Below are 16,742 nucleotides of genomic sequence, written 5' to 3'. Positions count from 1 at the left end.
TGGCCGGGCGGGACGCGGGGAGCCGTGAGCCGGACAGTCCTGTCCTCGGGCGGCATCGATCAGCAGTTGACGAATCCCGGCTGCTGGTTGAGGACCTGGCTTTCCGCCGAGATGAACCGTCGGTACTGCTCGCCGGTCACCGCCGGTGGGCGGAAGGCGGCCAGCCGATGGCAGTTCTGGAATGCCAGGGCCACCCCGAAGTGGCGTTCCAGCGCGCCGCGGATCGCGGTGCTTGCCAGCGCCCGCAGCAGCTGCCCCTGCTCGGCGTCATCCGCCGGTGGCACCTGGTTGTCGGCAAAGTCACGGTCCGTGGTCGGCAGCTCGCCAGCGAGCCGTTCGACCAGGCCGTAGGCGTACGGCAGGGACGCGCGGACGCAGGCGAGGAAGGCATCGTCGTCAACGCTGCCGTGTTCAGCCTGCGCAAGCAGTTCCGGGGAGACGGTCAGAGACACGGGACCTCCTGGGCAGAGGCGATCAGGACACATGCCAGCCTCATGGATGTGACAATCGTTGTCAATACAAGTTACCGATGCGCACCGGGACGATCTGTGCGCGCGGCGGCGCGGCGGCGACGGAGGACAGCGGAGGGCGAGAAGAAGGCTGCCGAGGGGGCCTGGAAGGTCATCGTGATTGTTCTGGCCACGTTGATGAAGATTACTTTTTCCGTTGAGGAGCATGATCAGTTTTTTGGGTGGCGGATATGATCGAGACGGCATCGTTCGCGAGGTGTCCTGGGGAATCGGGGAGGATCGGGAAGCCGGTGCGGGTCCGCCGCGGTCGTCGAGGAGCCGCCGTCCACGCGTGCGGGCGCCGTCGCTGGACCCCATGCGCGGGGAAGGCCGGGCGGTAGAGGTTGATCCGAGAGTCTGAAGACCGGTCTCGCGTGTGTGCCACCCGCCGGTCGGGTGGTCGGTCGGTGGGAGTCCTGCCATGCTGGTAGATCTCTACGACGTGATCAGTCGGCGTCGGGATGTACGTGCCCAGTTCACCGGGGCGCCGATGCCGCCGGGCGTCCTGGAGCGGGTGCTTGCGGCGGCGCATGCCGCACCCAGCGTCGGCCTGAGCCAGCCATGGGACTTCATCGTGATCGAGAGCATCCGGACCCGGCGGGCATTTCATGATCACGTTGAGGCGGAGCGGGCGATTTTCGCCGCAACCCTGACCGCGGACCAGGCTGCCCGCTTCACCCCGATCAAGATCGATGGAGTGTTGGAGTCCACGCTGTCCGTCGTGGTGACCTATGACCCGCGGCGTGGCGCGCCGGCGGTCCTGGGGCGCCACGCCATCGCGGACACCGGGCTGTACTCGGTGTGCCTGGCGATCGAGAATCTGTGGCTGGCCGCGACAGCCGAAGGCCTCGGCGTCGGCTGGGTGTCGTTCTACCGTGAACAGGTCGTGCGCGGGCTGCTCGGTATCCCTGCCGGTATCCGGCCGGTCGCGTGGCTGTGCCTGGGGCCGGTGACACATCACGAGGTTGTCCCCGACCTGGAACGGCACAACTGGGCATACCGCCGCGTCCTGCGGCAGGCGATCCATCATGAGAGGTGGCAACCGGCCGGGCCGGTGGATGGCGAGCCGGCGGACGGCGGGCCGGCAATGCCGCGATGACGGTGCGTATCGGCTCTTCGGCTCTTCGGCTCTTTCGGCCAGAGCCGGGGCTGGGGCTCGGTCGCTGATCGTCGAGGTTCGGGTGTACCTGGATGTGGATGCCGTGGCCGGTCGGGCGCTCTCAGGGACGTGGCGCGAAATAGATCACTGTGACGCCCGCGAGGACGACGGCCGCGCCGATCCAGTCGTAGCGGTCCGGGCGCAGGCCGTCGACGCCCCAGCCCCAGAGCAGCGACGCGACGACGAACACTCCGCCGTAGGCGGCATAGATCCGGCCGAAGTTCGCGCTGTGCTGCAAGGTCGGGATGACACCGTAGACGACAAGGACAAGGGCGCCGACGACACCGGTGATGATGGACGCGCCCTCCCGGAGCCATCGCCACACCAGGTAGCCGCCGCCGATCTCGGCGAGGCCGGCGACGGCGAACAGCGCGAGAGCCCGAGCCGCGGTCACGCCAGGATCGTCGCTTACCGGCGGCTTCCGCCGGCCACCGGGTGGCGTGCTGTCTCGATCTTTGAGCCGAGCCGGTGGTGGGCTCCGCTCCGCCGCGAGCCGGACAGTCCTATCCTCGGGCGCTCTTAACTGGCCTCAGCGGAGCGGAGCAATTCGGTGCCGGCGCGACGTCCACGGCCGAAGAAGCACCAAACCGAGCGGCGTCAAACGCGTTCGGGGTGTATGACAACGTCGTGTCCGTCATCGCGCCTGCCCTGGCTACCAGCCAGGTCCGTCAGGGCGGGCCAGCGGGATTGTCAAACCATGCATACGTCCAAGTATGCGGCACCGCCGGCAATAATCGTGCTTGCGAAGCGTTCCTGCCGAGTTGGCGGACGGAAGCGGCGAGAACTCCCATCCTCCCAGGTCGGCGGGCATTTTTCGTGTTCAAACCAGGCGCCAGGCAGGTGTACACGATGCGGCGTCCAGGATAAATGATCATTTTTTTGCGGCGAAATCTCCGTCCCCCAGGACGGCTCGACGTCCGTTCAGAAGGGCCGACCCATCGCTGACATGCATGTTTACGCGAGTAGTTGCCGGCCTGTTGTGCTTCGTGCTCCAATCAACCAACGCCGCGGTTGAGCCGCCGCCTCGTATCACGTGGAGGTTTCGAAGCAATGATCTCTGACATCGTCGGTGTCCGGCGCGCTGACGAGAGCATTACCCAGCCGGCTTCGCTCATATTACATAACGTTACAAAGAGGTACGGCGAGATATCGGCCCTGGCTGGCGTCGACGTAGCGGTCGTCAGCGGGCGTATGACCGGTCTCCTCGGTCCCAACGGCGCGGGAAAAACCACGCTCATGGCGATCGCGGCGGGAGTTCTGGAGAGCACGTCGGGGGACGTTGCGAAAGCGCCGGGGCTGTCGGTGGGTTATCTTCCGCAGCAGGACAACGTATACCCCATGCTGACCGCCCGGGAGAACCTGCGTTTTGTGGCCCGAGCGCAGGGGCTGCCGCGCCGCGGAATCGGGCCGGCTGTGGACGAGGCCTTGGCAGGTGTGCATCTGCACGACCGGGCGGATGAGCGGGCGAGCACTTTCTCGGGTGGTATGCGGCGACGTCTCGGATTTGCCGCGGCGCTTATCGGGGACCCCACGGTGCTGCTCCTGGACGAACCGACCGCCGGTGTCGACCCGCAGGCCCGCGCGTTGCTTCTCGACCTGGTGCGCGCCCAGGTGGAGAGCGGGAAGGCCGTCCTCTACAGCACGCATCTCCTGGCGGAGATCGAGTCGTACGCGGATGATTTATATGTTCTGCACAAGGGCTCGGTTCTTGCCCACGAGAACGTTCCGGACCTCCTGCGCTCCTACGCGCGGCGAACTATTTTCGTGACGGTTGACGGTGATGCCGCGCCGTTGTGCGCGGTCCTGCGGCTGGAGCCCGACACAACCGTGACAGCGGCGCCGCGCATGGCCGGCGTCGAGCGGGTGCGGGTCACCACCAGCGCGGACCGTGCGCACGCGGTGGGGCGGATTCTTTCCGCCGCGGCCTTCACCGCATCGCGTGTCGTGGACATTGAAAGCCTGGAACCAAATCTTGAGAGTGTCTTTCTCAACATCACCGGGCGGGAGGTTCGGGATTGAGCTCGATGGCCGCTGAACGGTCCAGCAGCGCCATCAGGAAGCTGACGGCATTCGACGCGGTGTTCCGCAAGGAACTGCTCATCAACCGGCGTGATCCGTTGCTGCTCATCATGATGTTCGCCGTTCCGGTTGTCCTGATCGCCTTCCTCGGCGGCGCGGTGGGCGGCGCGTTCGGCAGCAGCCATCCACCCGCGTACGTGAGCGCCGGGCCGGTGGACCCCGCCCTGGCCCATCGGCTGGGTGCGCCACAACGTCTGGTCAGTGCGGACGAGGCCCGCCAGGAGGTGGCGAACGGCGATATCGCCGTCGCGCTCGTCACCGACGGCGCGGGCCATCGGACGGTGATCGCGGACCCGGCCACGCCGATCGTGCTGTCCCCGTTCCTCGCGGCGCTCGACAGCCAGCCGCCGGCTGTCATAACGCCCAGTGGCGCGTCCTACCTGTCGAATTCCAGCCCGTATGCGCAGACCCTTCCCGGCTTCGTCATGTTCCATGCCTTCTTCGGCGCGGCGCATGCCGCCCAGGCGTTGCACCGGGAACGGAACTGGGGCACCTGGAACCGGCTCCTCTCGCTCCCGATCGGAAGGTTCTCGCTGCTGGTGGGCAAGCTGCTGCCGATCGCGCTCATGGCCATGGCGCAGGGCCTGCTGCTGATCGGCCTGGGGTCGCTGATTCTCGGCGTTCCCATCAACAATCCTGGTATGTTCATCGTCGCGAACGTTCTTATCGGGCTGTGCCTCGGAGCGGTCGGTGCGGCCGTCGCGGCGATCGCATCGAATGATCTTCAGGTCCCGCAGTTCAATAATCTTCTGGTGCTGCTCGGCGGCGCGGTCGGCGGCGCAATGGTTCCGTCCGTCGCGCTGCCGGGATGGGCACAGACGATCGCCCCGGTCTTCCCGCAGTACTGGGCGATGCAGATGTTGAAGGACACCATGACCCGCAGCGCATCGATGGAAAAACTGCTGCTTGACACGGGGATTCTTGCGGTTTTTATAACCGTCATCTTCGGGATCGGATTCAGATGTATGCGCTGGGAGCGGTTTAGGCACGCCTGACTGCATTCTCTGGCGCGGCCAGTTTTTCGAGAGGTGAACCGAACGTGTGTGCCGACAAGGCGCCAACCGAAAACGACAGTCTGGTTGGCGTGGCTCTCCCCGCGGCTGGGCCAGACCGCCTGATATCGCCATTTGAGATCTTCCTGCCCACCTATCTGGACAACCCACGACCCGCCTACGACATGCTGCGCTCCGCGTCGCCACTGATCTGGTCAGAGCTGCCGGCACCCGGCTGCTGGATCGTCACGTCGCACGCGGCAGCAAACGACGTGCTGCGCGACCCGAGATTCGGTAAAGCTGGCTACTGGGATCAGATCGCCGCCGATCGGGGTGGTGAGAACAGCGCTTTCGCCGTCATCCGGCTGTGGATGTCGCAACTCGACGGGCCGGATCACACGAGGGTCCGCGGCGCCTTTGGGCGTACCTTCCTGCCGCGCCGGGTGGAGGTGATGCGCCCGCGGGTCGAACGTGTTGTCAGGGATCTTCTCGACGAGATCGTCGCCGCCGGTGAACCCGAGTTTGATTTCATGCGCCGGTTTGCCTTCCCGCTGCCCGCGATTGTCATCTGTGAGGTTCTCGGCATCCCGCCGCAGGACCGGGAGGTATTCAGGTCGTGGTCGGCGGACCTTGCCCGGATCTTCGACGTGACGGTCGACAGCGAGTCGCTGCGCCGGAGTGAGGACGCGGTGAAGAGGTTCCGGGAGTACTTCGCCGACCGTGTCGCGCGCAGCGACCGGTCCGGCGACGACCTGCTCACCAGCTTGATCCGCGCATGCGAGGAGGAGCATGCGATCACCCGGGAAGAGCTGACCGCCAACCTGACCCTGCTGGTGTGGGCGGGCCACGAGACAACGATGAACCTGCTTGGTAACGGCCTGTTCACGCTGCTACGGCGGCGTGAGCGCTACGAGCGGCTCGTCGCGTGCCCCGCCGTCGCCCCCGGGATCGTTGAGGAGGTGCTGCGTTACGAGGGCCCGTTGCGGACCACATCGCGGTTCGCGCGCGAGGACATCCACCTGCACGGCACCGACGTGCGTGGCGGGCAGCTTGTCGTGGTGCTGCCGCAGGCGGCGAACGCGGACCCGGCGGTGGTCGCCGAGCCGGCAGCCTTCGACCCGGACCGGACCGACGGCCGTTCGCACCTGGCGTTCGGATCGGGGATCCACTTCTGTCTCGGCGCGTCGCTGGCGCGCCTGGAGGGCGATGTCGCCTTCCGTGAACTGGCCCGGCGGCTGCCAAATCTCGAACTGGCCACAACCGAGCCGGACTGGGGTGTCAACATGTTCCTTCGCGGTCTGAACAGCCTGCCGGTCCGGCGCGGCGCGGCCGGGAGAGCCGCTTCGTGAGTACCCGGAGCGGGCGGCCGGGCCCCGTGCCCGGCATCGACGGCGCGCCGCCGGCTCCCGCGGCGGCCCGGCCCGATGGATCGCTACCGGCGGATACACCACGGATCCCGCTCATCGGCCCGCCCTACACGGCTGAGGCCGAGGCCCTGCTCACCCGTATCGGGCAGCCGCCGGACGGTCCGCGCCCGCCGCTCGCGCTCGTTCGCGCGTATGCGGCCCATCCCACGGTCGCGGGTGCGCTCGCACCCGCAATGGACGAGATGCTGCGGCTGATCGAGCATGACCCCGCGGTGCGGGAGACGCTCGTCCTGCGCGTCTGCGCGCGGGCGGGCTGTTGGTCGGAGTGGGGCATTCACGCGGCGGTGGCGCAGGGCCGGACCGGTCTGTCACCAGTCCGGATCGCCGGTACCCTCGTGGCCGCGCCGGACCTCACCGACACGGACGAAGCGACCCGTGCCGTCATCGAACTTGCCGACGAGCTGCACGACCACGCCAGCGTCCCCCCGAGCCTCTGGGGCCGGCTCACCGCGCTGTGGACGACCGACGAGATCCTTGAGCTGCTGACGATCGCGGGTTTCTACCGCCTTGTCGCACAGACCGCGAACGCGCTGCGCGTGCCGGCCGAAGTGTGGGCGCTACGGCCGGCCGACCTGACCTCACAGGAGGCCTGATGACAACTCTCCCCATGAACCAGGATGACCCCAAGGAGGCCTCCCTCGCGCTGTTCAATCCGTTCACCGAGGGATTCCTGGAGAACCCGTACAGCCACTATGACCGGTTACGGGAGACTCAGTCCCCGTATTTTCACGCGGTGCTTGGGCAGTGGCTGATCACCCGTTATGCCGATCTTGACAGGATCTTGCGTGAACCACGGGTGGGCCGGGGCGAGGCTACCCGCTTCTTCGGGCACTTCGAGCCCGATTCCGCAATTGACCGCGCAAGCCGTGGCTGGATTTTCGGGATGGATCCGCCCGAGCACACCAGGCTGCGGCTGCTGTTTGCGAAAGAATTCACCCAACGCCGGCTGGAAGGCCTGCGTGGTTATATAGCGACGAAGGTGGACGAACTGCTCGACGGTTTCGCCGCGGCCGGCGGCGGTGACCTGATGGACGGCCTGGCCGGCCACCTGCCCGTCGCGGTCATCTGTGAGCTCCTGGGCATTCCAGCGGCTGACCATGAGGAGTGCAAGAAGAACTCATCGGCGTTGATCAGACTATTGGACCCGATCATCACTGACGAGCAGCAGGTCGCCGCCGAGGACGCGAGCGCATTCTTCCTCGACTATTTCGGCCGGCTCGTCGAACGCAGGCGGACCGAGCGGGGCGGAGATCTGCTGTCGGCATTCATCACCGTCGCGGAGACAGCGGCAACGATCAGTCCGATGGAGCTGGTGAACAACAGCCTGTTCCTGTTCGGCGCGGGCCATGAGACGACGAGCAACCTCATCGGCAACGGTATGTACGCGCTGTTGCGGTTCCCTGATCAATGGGCTGCCCTGCGCGCCGACCCCGGCCTCGCCGGCAACGTCACCACCGAGGCGCTCCGCTGGGACTCGCCGGTGCAGTACATCGGCCGGCGGGCGATGGGATCGCTGGTCCTGGGCGGTACACGGATCGCCGAGGGGGATCTGCTGATGGGCGTGATCGGCGCCGCCAACCGGGACCCGGAGCGTTTCGCCGAGCCTGGCCGTTTCGACATTTTCCGGCCGCGTAACCAACCGCTGTCCTTCGGCGCCGGCATCCATTTCTGCGTTGGTTCCGCGCTGGCGCGCCTGGAGTGCGAGACGGTTTTCCGAGCAGTGGTCGAGCGTTTTCCGAGAATGTCACTGGGCGCCCAGGTGGTCAGGAGCCCGCTTTTCGCGATGCGCGGCTACGCCGAGCTACCGGTCACCCTGTCATAGGAGACCATGTGTCCACCCGAGCCACCCAAACCACACTCGATCTGCTCGACGAGATCATCGACCGGGAGAGCTACTCGCGGCACTCCTTCATCTCCGCGCTGACCGCTGGCAAGGTGCCGCGTGACCGGATGCGCGACTGGGCGGTACAGAAATACCATCAGACATACGGCCAGAACTGCGGATTCAGCGCCATCCATGCCAATACGCGCTATGCGGACGTCCGTCGCTACGAGATGCTGCAGCTCATCGCCGAAGAGACCGATCTCGCCGACGGGAGCGACGCACACTACAATCTTATGCGGCGCTTCGCGGAAGTACTCGGTGCCGGTCCGGAAATGTTCGAGAAGGAGCCGGCGACGCCGGTGACAGATTTTCTGGACTACCTGCTGCGGACCTGCCGGGAGAAGCATTTCGTCTGGGGGCTGCTCGCTTTCTACGTGAACGAGCGGCAGACCCCGGCCGCGGTCGAGAAGATGCGGGTGTTCCTCACCTCGTCGTGGCACATCAACGATGTGGACGCCGAGTGGTTCACGGTGCACAGCCAGCTGGACGGCGGCCACGCGCTGGGCGCGCGGCTGCTGATCGAGAAATACGCGCACGAGGTGCCCGAGTTCGACGCCGAGGCGCCTCAGTTCGTCCGGCGCGGGTGCGCCGAGTGGCTGAAACTCCAGGACTTCTACTACTCCGTGGTGTGCCCGTGAACGCGCTGGCGACCGGCACGCCCGAGGAGCTGCTGTTCGGCTGGATCACCGAGCCGCGTGCCGACCGGGGGCTGCGGTTTCTCATCGACGGCACCTGGACCCGTATCGACTACGGCCAGTTCGCCGCCGCCGTGCTGGGCACGGCCGTCGCGTTGCTGGAGGAGGGGGTGGAGCCGGGCGACATCGTTCCCCTGATCCTGCCCACCGGCCCGGAGTTTCTCGCCTGCTTCTTCGCCCTCCTGTGGATCGGGGCGACCCCGTCCAACGTCCCGTTGCCCGAGGCCGTCAACCAGCGGGCCGGGTGGCTTGAGCAGCTGCGGGGGATCGCCGCGCAGGTCCGGCCGCGGTTCGCGCTCGCCGGGCCAGCCGGTGCGGGGGGACTCGCCGACGCGCTGCGCGAGACGGGCCTCGCGGTCCGCGTCGTGACGCCGCGGATGGCCGGGACCGGGCCGCATCCCCCCCGGCGGCCAGGGCATCTCGCGGTCCTGCAGTTCTCGTCCGGTTCCCGCGGCGTCCCGCGCGGGGTGCGTATCACCCGGGCGAATCTCGCGGCGAACATCCGTGCGATCCACACGTGGGTGGACGTCCGCTCCCACGGCGGGGTGTGCTGGCTGCCGCTCTACCATGACATGGGTCTCGTCGGCGGTTCGCTGGCCGCGGTCACCAGGCAGGCCGAGCACGCGTACATGCCGCCCACCCAGTTCCTCCGGAACCCGCTGCGGTGGCTCCAGCAGTACGACGAGCATCGGTACAGCCACATGTTCATGCCCAACTTCGGCTTCGAGTACATCGTCCGGATGGTCCCGGCCGCGCGCGTCGAGGGGCTGGACCTGTCCAGCGTGCACTCCGTGGTGAGCGGGGCCGAGCGGGTCGACCCGGCCACGCTCGCGGCGTTCGCGGACCGGCTCGCCCCGGCCGGGTTCGACCGGCGGGCCTTCCAGCCGGCATACGGGATGGCGGAGGCGACGCTCGCGATCTGCGGGGTGCCGCTCGGCGTCGCTCCGACGATCGTGCGTATCGACCAGGACGCCGCCCGCATGGACGCCCCGGTCACCGTGCTCGGCTCCGCGCTCGAGGGCGAGGGCGAGGGGGAGGAGGGCGCCGCCGACGCCGCCGTGTTGCGTCTGGTCAGCTGTGGGCCGCCGCTGCCGGGGCTGGAGATACGGGCTGTCGGCGCTGATGGCAAGCCCCTGCCCGAGGGCTGTCTCGGCGAGCTGTCGGTGCGCGGCCCGTCCATCGCCGACGGTTACAGCGTCGCATCGCCGCAGGACGCCGAACGGTTCGGCGCCGACGGATGGTTCCGTACCGGAGACGCCGGCTTCCTGCACGACGGCCAGCTCTACGTCCTGGGACGCCTCGGTGACAGTTTCAAACTGCGTGGCCGCACCATCTTCATGGAGGACGTCGAACTGGAGATCCGGCGACGCGCACCGGGTGTGCTGCTCCTGGCCGTCGGCGGCCTGCTGGCCACGGCGCCCGTCGTCGTGGTTGTCACCGCGTCCCCGGCGGAGACGTTCGCACCGCTCGTACGCGACGTGGTGGTGCTGCTTGCCGGCGATGAGGTGGCGGTCGAGGTCGTCACCACCAAGGCTGTCGGGCGCCTGTTCACCAGCAGCGGGAAGCCGCGGCGGCGGGAAGCCTGGCGGCTCTACCGCGACGGCGCGCTCGGGTCTGAGCTGGTGCGGATCGGGCCAGGCGAGGAGCTGGCACCCGCACCCGCACCCGCACCCGTACCCATGCCTGTGCCCGCGGGCGCGGACCGATGAGCGCCCTGCGCCTGGCGGCCCTCAAGACCGAGGCCGCCTGGTGGATGACCCGGATCCATCTGTCCAACATGAACATCTGGCCGGTCTTCATGGGCTGGGCCGTCGCGGACCCGTCCCCGGACCCGTGGCCGCTGGTCTGGCTTGCCGGCTACGTCGCCGCGGCCGGCGGCGCGCTGTTCATCGTCAACGACATCCTCGACGCGGACGGCGACCAGATCACCGCGCCCTACCTGCCGCTCCCGTCGGGGCTGCTCACCGTGCGCGAGGCATGGGCCGCGGCCGCCGGCTACTTCGCCGTCGCGCTCGGTGCGCTGTTCATCGCGTGCGGCGGTGCCGCTCGTGCGGGGCTGGCGCTCGCGCTCACGATTGCCGCGGTCGTCTTCTCCATGGCGTACTCGAAGGTGAAGGACGAGGGCGTCGTCGCGAGCTTCGTCGTGAGCGTGCCGCAGACGATCCCGGCGGTGGTGGGCTGGTACCTCGCCGGCGGCCAGCACCCGTGGTGGCTGGCCGGGGTGCTCGCCTACCTGCTGATCGCCTGCGTCTCCAACAATATCCTCGCCGCGCTGCGCGACGTCGACCTTGATCCCGTCGTGGGGAACATGACCGTGCCGGTCCGCATCGGCGCCACGCGGGCCTTCCAGCTCGCCGCCCGGGTGGCCACCCTGGCGTTCGTCCCGATAGTGATACTCGCCGCGGTCGTCCCGGGCGGATGGTGGGGCCTTGCCGTCGCGGCGCCAGCGGCGCTGATGATGTCGTTCTGCTACCGCCGCACGCTGGCCGCGTTCGGCGAACCCGGCCGGGGGCGGCTGCGGCGGATGGCGGACATGCGCCTGTTCAAATTCGGCGAATACGTCCGTCACACCGCGCTCGCCGCCGTGTTCTCGGTACCGGTCGCGCTGTCCGCGGGCGTCGTGATGCAGGCGACGCTCTATTTCGGCGGCTTCGTCTACGCGTTACGGGTCATCCGCGGCGGCATCCGCCGGGATCTTGCCATGGCCGGCGGGGCCACCGACAGCCCCGCCGGCCATGGCCCGCCGGCGCCGCTCTCGTCGGCGCCGCTTCCGGTGGCGCCGCTCCCGGCGGCACCGTCTGACTCCTCGAAGGCCGTGAGATCATGAACTCGGACACCGCCGGCGTCATCGAGCAACGCGCGGCCGCCCCGACGCGGGCCGGGCAGCCACTGTTCGGCCAGGGCCTGTTCGGCGAACACCTGACCGACGCGGCGGACGGGATCCGAGCGGTCCTGACCGACGTCGTGCGTCCATGGGCGCACGAGGCCGAACGAGCGGGGCGCTTTCCCCGGCAGGTCCTCGCGGGCCTGGCGGCGGCGGGTGTCATCGCGCGGCGCTGGCCGGTCGGGCGCGACGGCGACACGGGCTGGGGCGCGCTGCTCGCCATCGAGAGCGGCCGGCTCGGTTTCGCCGGGCTCAGCGTCGGCATCAGTCTTCAGGTGGAGACCGTCGCGAGCATCCTGCACCGCTACGGGCGCACCGAGCTGCTGCGCGGGTATCTCGACGGGGTCCGGGACGGCAGGCTCGTCGGCTGTCTGGGCGCGAGCGAGGCCGGCGGCGGCTCGGACCTCATGAGCGTCACCACCACCGCGACGAGGATCCCGGACGGCTGGCAGGTGCGCGGGGAGAAGAAGTTCCTCTCTCTCGGCCGGGTGGCCGACTTCGCCCTGCTGCTCTGCCGCATGGACGGTGACGGGGCCGGGGGACTGGGTGTCGTCGCCGTGCCGGCGGCCGCGCTGACCGTACGCAAGCGGCTGGTGAAGACCGGCACGCAGTCGCTCGACACCACGTGGATGGATGTCGCCTGCACGGTCGGTGAGGACGCCGTCGTCGCCCGGCCTGGGCTGGGGCTGCTGGCGGTGACCTACGGGCTGACCCATGAGCGGCTGTCCGTGGCCGGGCAGGTCGTCGGCTGCTGCGAGTACGCGATCGACCTTGCCGTCTCCCATCTGCACAACCGCCGGCAGTTCGGCCGCCCGCTGTTCGAGTGCCAGGCGCTGCGCATCCGGATCGCGGAGCTGGCATCCCGGCTCACGGTCCTGCGGTACGCGGTGCTCGCGATGGCCGCGGGGCTGTTCGCGCCGGGCGGTCCCGGTGTCCGCGAGGCCGCCGCGCTCAAGGTCACCGCGGCCCGGTTCGCGGAGGAGTGCACGAGCGAGTGCATGCACGTCTTCGGCGGTGCCGGCTATCTCGAGGACGAGACGCCGCTCAGCCGGATGTGGCGGGACTCGCGCCTTGCCCGCATCGGCGGCGGCACGGACGAGATGATGTGGGAGCTCGTCGCGGGCGGCCTCGGCGGTGACGGCGAGACCTATCGCGCGGCGGTGAGCCTCCGGTGATCCGGCTGCTGGTGGCGGGCATGTCCGGCCAGCTCGGCCACGGCCTGGCCGGCGTCCTCGCCGATGCGGCTGATGCGGCCGATGCGGCTGGCTTGGTCCGGCTCACGCGCGTCGTTGCCCGCGCGCACCCGGCCGGTCGTGGCCCGGCCGGCGGTGGTCCCGACGGCGGTGGTCCCGACGGCGGCGGGCGGGTGGTACCGGGTGACGTCCGCCAGCCCGGCTGGGGCCTCGGTGCCGACGCTCTCGCCGATCTGTCCGACGTCGGCGTGGTGGTGAATCTTGCCGCCGAGACGAACTGGGCAGCTGCCCAGCAGGCGCTTTTCACCGCGAACACGGTCGGCGCCGTCGAGGGGCTCAACCTCGCCCGCCGGCTCCAGGAGGCGCACGGCCGGCGGGTGGCCTACATCTACGCGTCCACCGTCTACGTCGCGGGCGGCCGGCTCGGTGTCGTGCCCGAAACACCGCTGGGGCCGTGCCGGCACCGGACCGTCTACGAGGAGAGCAAGTGGCTCGGCGAGCAGGCGCTCGTGGAGCAGTGGCGGCCAGGCGACCCACCAGTACTGATCGCGCGGTTCGCCGCGCTTGTCGGCGACTCCGTCACCGGTACCACCCGACGCCGCAACTCGCTCTACCTGCTCGCCGCACGCTGGGAGGAGCTGCCGCTGCGGATGCTTCCCGCCATGCGCGACGCGCGGGTGGACGCCCTTCCCCGCGACGTCGCGGCCCGCGCGCTGCTCGCCGCGGCCCGGCGCATCGCGGCCGGCGGTACCGACGCGTACGACGACGGCCCGGCCGTCGTGCACGTCGCGGGCGGACAGAGCGCGCCGACTCTGCGGGCGTTGCTGGAGCTCGCCAGGTCGCAGGGGCCGCACCGGTTCCGGCACATGCTGCGGCTGGTACCGACATCGGCCGAGAGGATTCTCTGGCTGTCGCAGAATCCCGGCCGCTTCTATCGGCCCGACGAGGCGTGGACGAACTCGCTCACCGGGCTGCGGTATGTGGCGCTCGACCGGGTCTACGAAACGACGCGGCTGCGTTCCCTGCTGCCCGCCACAGATGTCCCCCAGGTCGAACCGGCCCTGCTCGCCCGGATCCTGTTCGGCCTGCCGGCCAGCCCCGTGGCAGCTGAGCTGCCCGGCGATCCCGCGATGGCGAGGTTCGAGTGAAGCTCCTGGTAGTCGGTGGCAGCGGCTATCTCGGCCGCGCTGTGGCGGTGGCCGCTGACCGGGCCGGTGCCCAGACGCTGTCGTTGTCAAGGTCCGGGTACCGCCCGGCCGGCCCAGGTGCGGCCGGGACCGGGCTGGTGGGTGACGCCACCCGGCCGGGCTTCGGGCTGTCCGGCGCGGCCCTGGACGAGGTGCGCGAGGAGGTCACCCATGTGGTGCTCGCCTTCGGCTCGGTGCGCTGGGACTGCGCGCCGAGCGAGGCACTTGCCGTCCACGACACGGGTATGCGCACCGTGCTGGCGAGCCTGCGACGGCTGCGAGCGCTCACCCGGGTCGTCCACGTCTCCTCCCTGCTGGTGCTCGGCCGCGCCGAGGGGCTGGTCGGTAACCGCGAGCTGTTCGTCGGTCAGCGGTTCCGGAACTGGTACGAGTACGGGAAGTACTGCGCTGAGCGGCGGGTCCGCGACGCGGGCGATCTCCCGGTCAACATCGTGCGGCTCGGGCCGGTGCTGGGGCCACCTCCGGCGGGGGCTGCCCTCGACACCTCCCACGGCCTGCTGGCGGCGCTGCCGTACCTGCTGACCGGCGGCCCGGTGCACCTGGATCGGCGCGGCCACTACCCCTGTTACGTCAGCGAGGTCGGATCAGCCGCACAAGTGATCATGAATGCGCTCGACGCCCCCTCGACCGGTCAGACCTGGAGCTGGTACGACCCGGATCTCCCGACGCTCGCGCAGGTCTACACCGACCTGTGCGCGGCCTGGGGGCGGATTCCCCGCCTGGTGGACGTGCCCGCGCTGCGGCCCGTGCTCCGCCTGGCCAGCCGCCGCCTCGGAGTGATCCCTGAACTGCTCGACTACAGCCGGCCGTGGTTCGAGCTGGCTCCAGACGTCCTGTCCGACCTGCCCGGCGACCGGCCCGTCAGCGGCGGCGACTACGTCACGACGACCGGGCGGCACCTGCGCGACCGGGGCCGCGTCATGGCAGGGGCGACGCGGTGAGCGGCGTCGACACCGATGTCCACCCGTTCTTCCGGTTCTACTCGGCGGGCAACTTCGGCGAGGTCGCGCCACAGCGGCTCTCCCCGATGTCATGGTCCCTCGTGGGCGAACCGATGGAGCGGGCAACCCGGGTCTTCAGCCGCCAGGTGTGGGGACGGTGCGCCTGGGCGGAGGGAAGCTGCTACGTGTTCGTCGGGTACTTCGGCTGTCGGCCCTACCACAACCTGTCGTCGTACTGCGCGCTCGCCGACAGCATCCCCGGCGTCGAAGCGTCCGATGTCACCGCGGCCTACTTCGAGGACATCGAACCGCCACCGGGCATCGCGGGCGTGACCGTTCCCTGGTGGGCGCGGGCCCGGGCGCCCGGCCGGGTGCTGTGCGAGCTCGCCGGCACCGGCCCCCGGCTGCGGCTGCTGGAAGCCCGCGTCGCCGAGCTCGAGCGCGATGCCCGGCGGACCGCGGGCGGCGGGGCGGACACGGCCGGCCTGCTCGCCCTCGTGCTCGAACGAGCCCGCGCGGTGCTGGTCGACGCCTGGTCGGTCCACATCCTGAGCACCGCCGGGCTCGTTCCGGCGCGGGTCGCGCTGCGCCGGGCGCTGCGGCGGCTGGTCCGCCACGGTGACGAGGTCGAGCTGTGGCTGTCGCGCCCGCGCGAGCTGGTCTGGCGGCGTCTGCACGCGGCCGCCCTCGCCGGGCCAGCTGGCTCGGGTGAGTTCCTCGCGTCGTCGTTCTACGAGGTCGCGGACGGCCACGCGCCCTGGGCCGGCTACGCCGTGCGCCAGCAGGTCGTGACCGGGACGGCCGGCGACCGGGTGGACGTGCTCGATCCCGGTGTCGCCGCGGTGGAGATGCTCGGCGCGCACAACCGCCGGATCGTCACGGCGCTCTCGTCCACCGTCGGCGAGACCATGGCCGCCCGGGAACACAGCAAGTCGCTGGTGATGCGCACCCTGCACGTCTTCCGGCGGGCCCTCCCCCGGTGGGCGGTGGTGCGCGGGGTGCCCGACCACGCCTGGCCGTACCTCACCGTGGCGGAGATCTGTGGGACGGGCCGGCTGGACGTGCTCGAACGGCGCTGGGACGACCGGCGCGAGGCGTGCGAGAAGGCGCTGGCCACCGAGATGCCCGAGCACCTCGACCTGCGGGACCAGGCGAGCCCGCGCCCATGGCTCGGCCGCGGCGTACGGCCGGCCAAGGGCGTCTCACCCGGGCGGGCGACCGGCCTGGTGATCCATCCAGACATCTCCGATATCTCCGCTATCCCCGCCGAGCCCGTGGTGCTCGCATGTGTCTCGGCCGACGCGGATGTCGCGCCGCTGCTGCCCTTTGTCTCGGCAGTGGTGACCGAACGGGGCAGCGAACTGTCCCACATCGCCATTCTCTCCCGGGAGTACGGGATTCCCTGCGTCGTCGGCCACCAGGGCGCGGCGGCTATTCCCACCGGCACATTCATGACCGTGGACGGAACATCAGGAGAGGTACAGGTTCATGAGCGATAATTCCGCGCCCGACATCATCGAGGCGTTAGCGGCGGAATACAGCCGTATCAAGGGGGTGCGCCGGGACCTGCGCGCGTCCGATCGAATCGTGGAGGACCTGCGTATCGACTCGATCAGCGCGATAGAGATGCTCGTCCGCGTCGAGGAGCTGCTCGGCATCAGCATCGTGGCCGACCCCAGGATCGCGGGTCTGTCGACCATCGGGGACATCCTTGAGCTGGTCGCCGTGATCCGCTCCGGCGCCGAGCCCACGGCCGAGAGAACGGCCTGA

Annotated in this window: 17 protein-coding genes and 1 riboswitch; of the genes, 15 read left to right on the top strand and 2 right to left on the bottom strand. The window is 69.4% G+C overall.

Annotation, left to right across the window (positions count from 1 at the left end; genetic code table 11):
- Positions 1–59 precede the first annotated feature (59 nt).
- On the bottom strand, positions 60–452 hold the full coding sequence (locus MJ797_RS12385) for an SCO5389 family protein (protein ID WP_239334489.1): 393 nt from the start codon (positions 450–452) through the stop codon (positions 60–62).
- Positions 453–494: 42 nt separating this feature from the next.
- Between MJ797_RS12385 and MJ797_RS12380 the strand changes: the two genes are divergently transcribed.
- Positions 495–704 carry a hypothetical protein gene (locus tag MJ797_RS12380; RefSeq protein ID WP_239334488.1) on the top strand — a complete coding sequence of 70 codons (210 nt, stop codon included), beginning with the start codon at positions 495–497 and terminating at the stop codon, positions 702–704.
- 3 nt (positions 705–707) lie between these two features.
- A riboswitch (cobalamin riboswitch) is annotated at positions 708–897 on the top strand.
- Between the two features lie 33 nt (positions 898–930).
- Positions 931–1,608: a 5,6-dimethylbenzimidazole synthase gene (gene bluB / locus MJ797_RS12375; RefSeq protein WP_239334487.1), complete on the top strand. Its 678-nt coding sequence runs from the start codon at positions 931–933 to the stop codon at positions 1,606–1,608.
- 121 nt (positions 1,609–1,729) lie between these two features.
- Here the strand turns inward: bluB and MJ797_RS12370 are convergent, their stop codons facing one another.
- A complete protein-coding gene (locus MJ797_RS12370) occupies positions 1,730–2,062 on the bottom strand; it encodes a YnfA family protein (RefSeq protein WP_239334486.1) in 333 nt (110 codons plus the stop codon).
- Positions 2,063–2,718: 656 nt separating this feature from the next.
- On the opposite strand from MJ797_RS12370, the gene MJ797_RS12365 reads away from it, so the two are divergent.
- Genes MJ797_RS12365 through MJ797_RS12305 form a run of 13 tightly spaced genes read left to right on the top strand, consistent with a single transcriptional unit; the run spans position 2,719 to position 16,742 of the window.
- Positions 2,719–3,687: an ABC transporter ATP-binding protein gene (locus MJ797_RS12365; protein ID WP_239334485.1), complete on the top strand. Its 969-nt coding sequence runs from the start codon at positions 2,719–2,721 to the stop codon at positions 3,685–3,687.
- A gap of 5 nt (positions 3,688–3,692) precedes the next feature.
- On the top strand, positions 3,693–4,742 hold the full coding sequence (locus MJ797_RS12360) for an ABC transporter permease (protein WP_239334484.1): 1,050 nt from the start codon (positions 3,693–3,695) through the stop codon (positions 4,740–4,742).
- Between the two features lie 44 nt (positions 4,743–4,786).
- The gene (locus tag MJ797_RS12355; protein ID WP_239334483.1) at positions 4,787–6,088 is read left to right on the top strand and encodes a cytochrome P450; all 1,302 of its coding nucleotides are present in this window, start codon (positions 4,787–4,789) and stop codon (positions 6,086–6,088) included.
- Positions 6,085–6,759 (top strand): carboxymuconolactone decarboxylase family protein, encoded by a 675-nt coding sequence (locus MJ797_RS12350; protein ID WP_239334482.1) that lies wholly within the window; start codon positions 6,085–6,087, stop codon positions 6,757–6,759. The genes MJ797_RS12355 and MJ797_RS12350 overlap by 4 nt, the downstream gene beginning before the upstream one ends.
- Positions 6,759–7,988, top strand: a complete 1,230-nt coding sequence (locus MJ797_RS12345) for a cytochrome P450 (RefSeq protein ID WP_239334481.1) — start codon at positions 6,759–6,761, stop codon at positions 7,986–7,988. The genes MJ797_RS12350 and MJ797_RS12345 overlap by 1 nt, the downstream gene beginning before the upstream one ends.
- An 8-nt stretch (positions 7,989–7,996) precedes the next feature.
- Entirely contained in the window at positions 7,997–8,689 is a 693-nt protein-coding gene (locus MJ797_RS12340) for a TenA family transcriptional regulator (RefSeq protein ID WP_239334480.1), read from the top strand.
- Entirely contained in the window at positions 8,686–10,455 is a 1,770-nt protein-coding gene (locus MJ797_RS12335; RefSeq protein ID WP_239334479.1) for an AMP-binding protein, read from the top strand. Before MJ797_RS12340 ends, MJ797_RS12335 begins: the two co-directional genes overlap by 4 nt.
- Positions 10,452–11,573, top strand: coding sequence for a UbiA family prenyltransferase (locus tag MJ797_RS12330; RefSeq protein WP_239334478.1), 1,122 nt, complete (start codon positions 10,452–10,454; stop codon positions 11,571–11,573). Before MJ797_RS12335 ends, MJ797_RS12330 begins: the two co-directional genes overlap by 4 nt.
- Positions 11,570–12,805, top strand: a complete 1,236-nt coding sequence (locus MJ797_RS12325; protein ID WP_239334477.1) for an acyl-CoA dehydrogenase family protein — start codon at positions 11,570–11,572, stop codon at positions 12,803–12,805. Before MJ797_RS12330 ends, MJ797_RS12325 begins: the two co-directional genes overlap by 4 nt.
- Positions 12,802–13,971 (top strand): SDR family oxidoreductase, encoded by a 1,170-nt coding sequence (locus tag MJ797_RS12320; RefSeq protein WP_239334476.1) that lies wholly within the window; start codon positions 12,802–12,804, stop codon positions 13,969–13,971. The genes MJ797_RS12325 and MJ797_RS12320 overlap by 4 nt, the downstream gene beginning before the upstream one ends.
- A complete protein-coding gene (locus MJ797_RS12315) occupies positions 13,968–14,972 on the top strand; it encodes an SDR family oxidoreductase (protein ID WP_239334475.1) in 1,005 nt (334 codons plus the stop codon). Before MJ797_RS12320 ends, MJ797_RS12315 begins: the two co-directional genes overlap by 4 nt.
- On the top strand, positions 14,969–16,471 hold the full coding sequence (locus MJ797_RS12310; RefSeq protein WP_239334474.1) for a PEP-utilizing enzyme: 1,503 nt from the start codon (positions 14,969–14,971) through the stop codon (positions 16,469–16,471). The genes MJ797_RS12315 and MJ797_RS12310 overlap by 4 nt, the downstream gene beginning before the upstream one ends.
- On the top strand, positions 16,461–16,742 hold the full coding sequence (locus tag MJ797_RS12305) for an acyl carrier protein (RefSeq protein ID WP_239334473.1): 282 nt from the start codon (positions 16,461–16,463) through the stop codon (positions 16,740–16,742). Before MJ797_RS12310 ends, MJ797_RS12305 begins: the two co-directional genes overlap by 11 nt.

This window comes from Protofrankia sp. CiP3 (assembly GCF_917627345.1).
Taxonomy (GTDB): Bacteria; Actinomycetota; Actinomycetes; order Frankiales; family Frankiaceae; genus Protofrankia.
The sequence above is the reverse complement of the archived record's forward strand: the minus strand, read 5'-3'. Positions and strand labels throughout refer to the sequence as shown.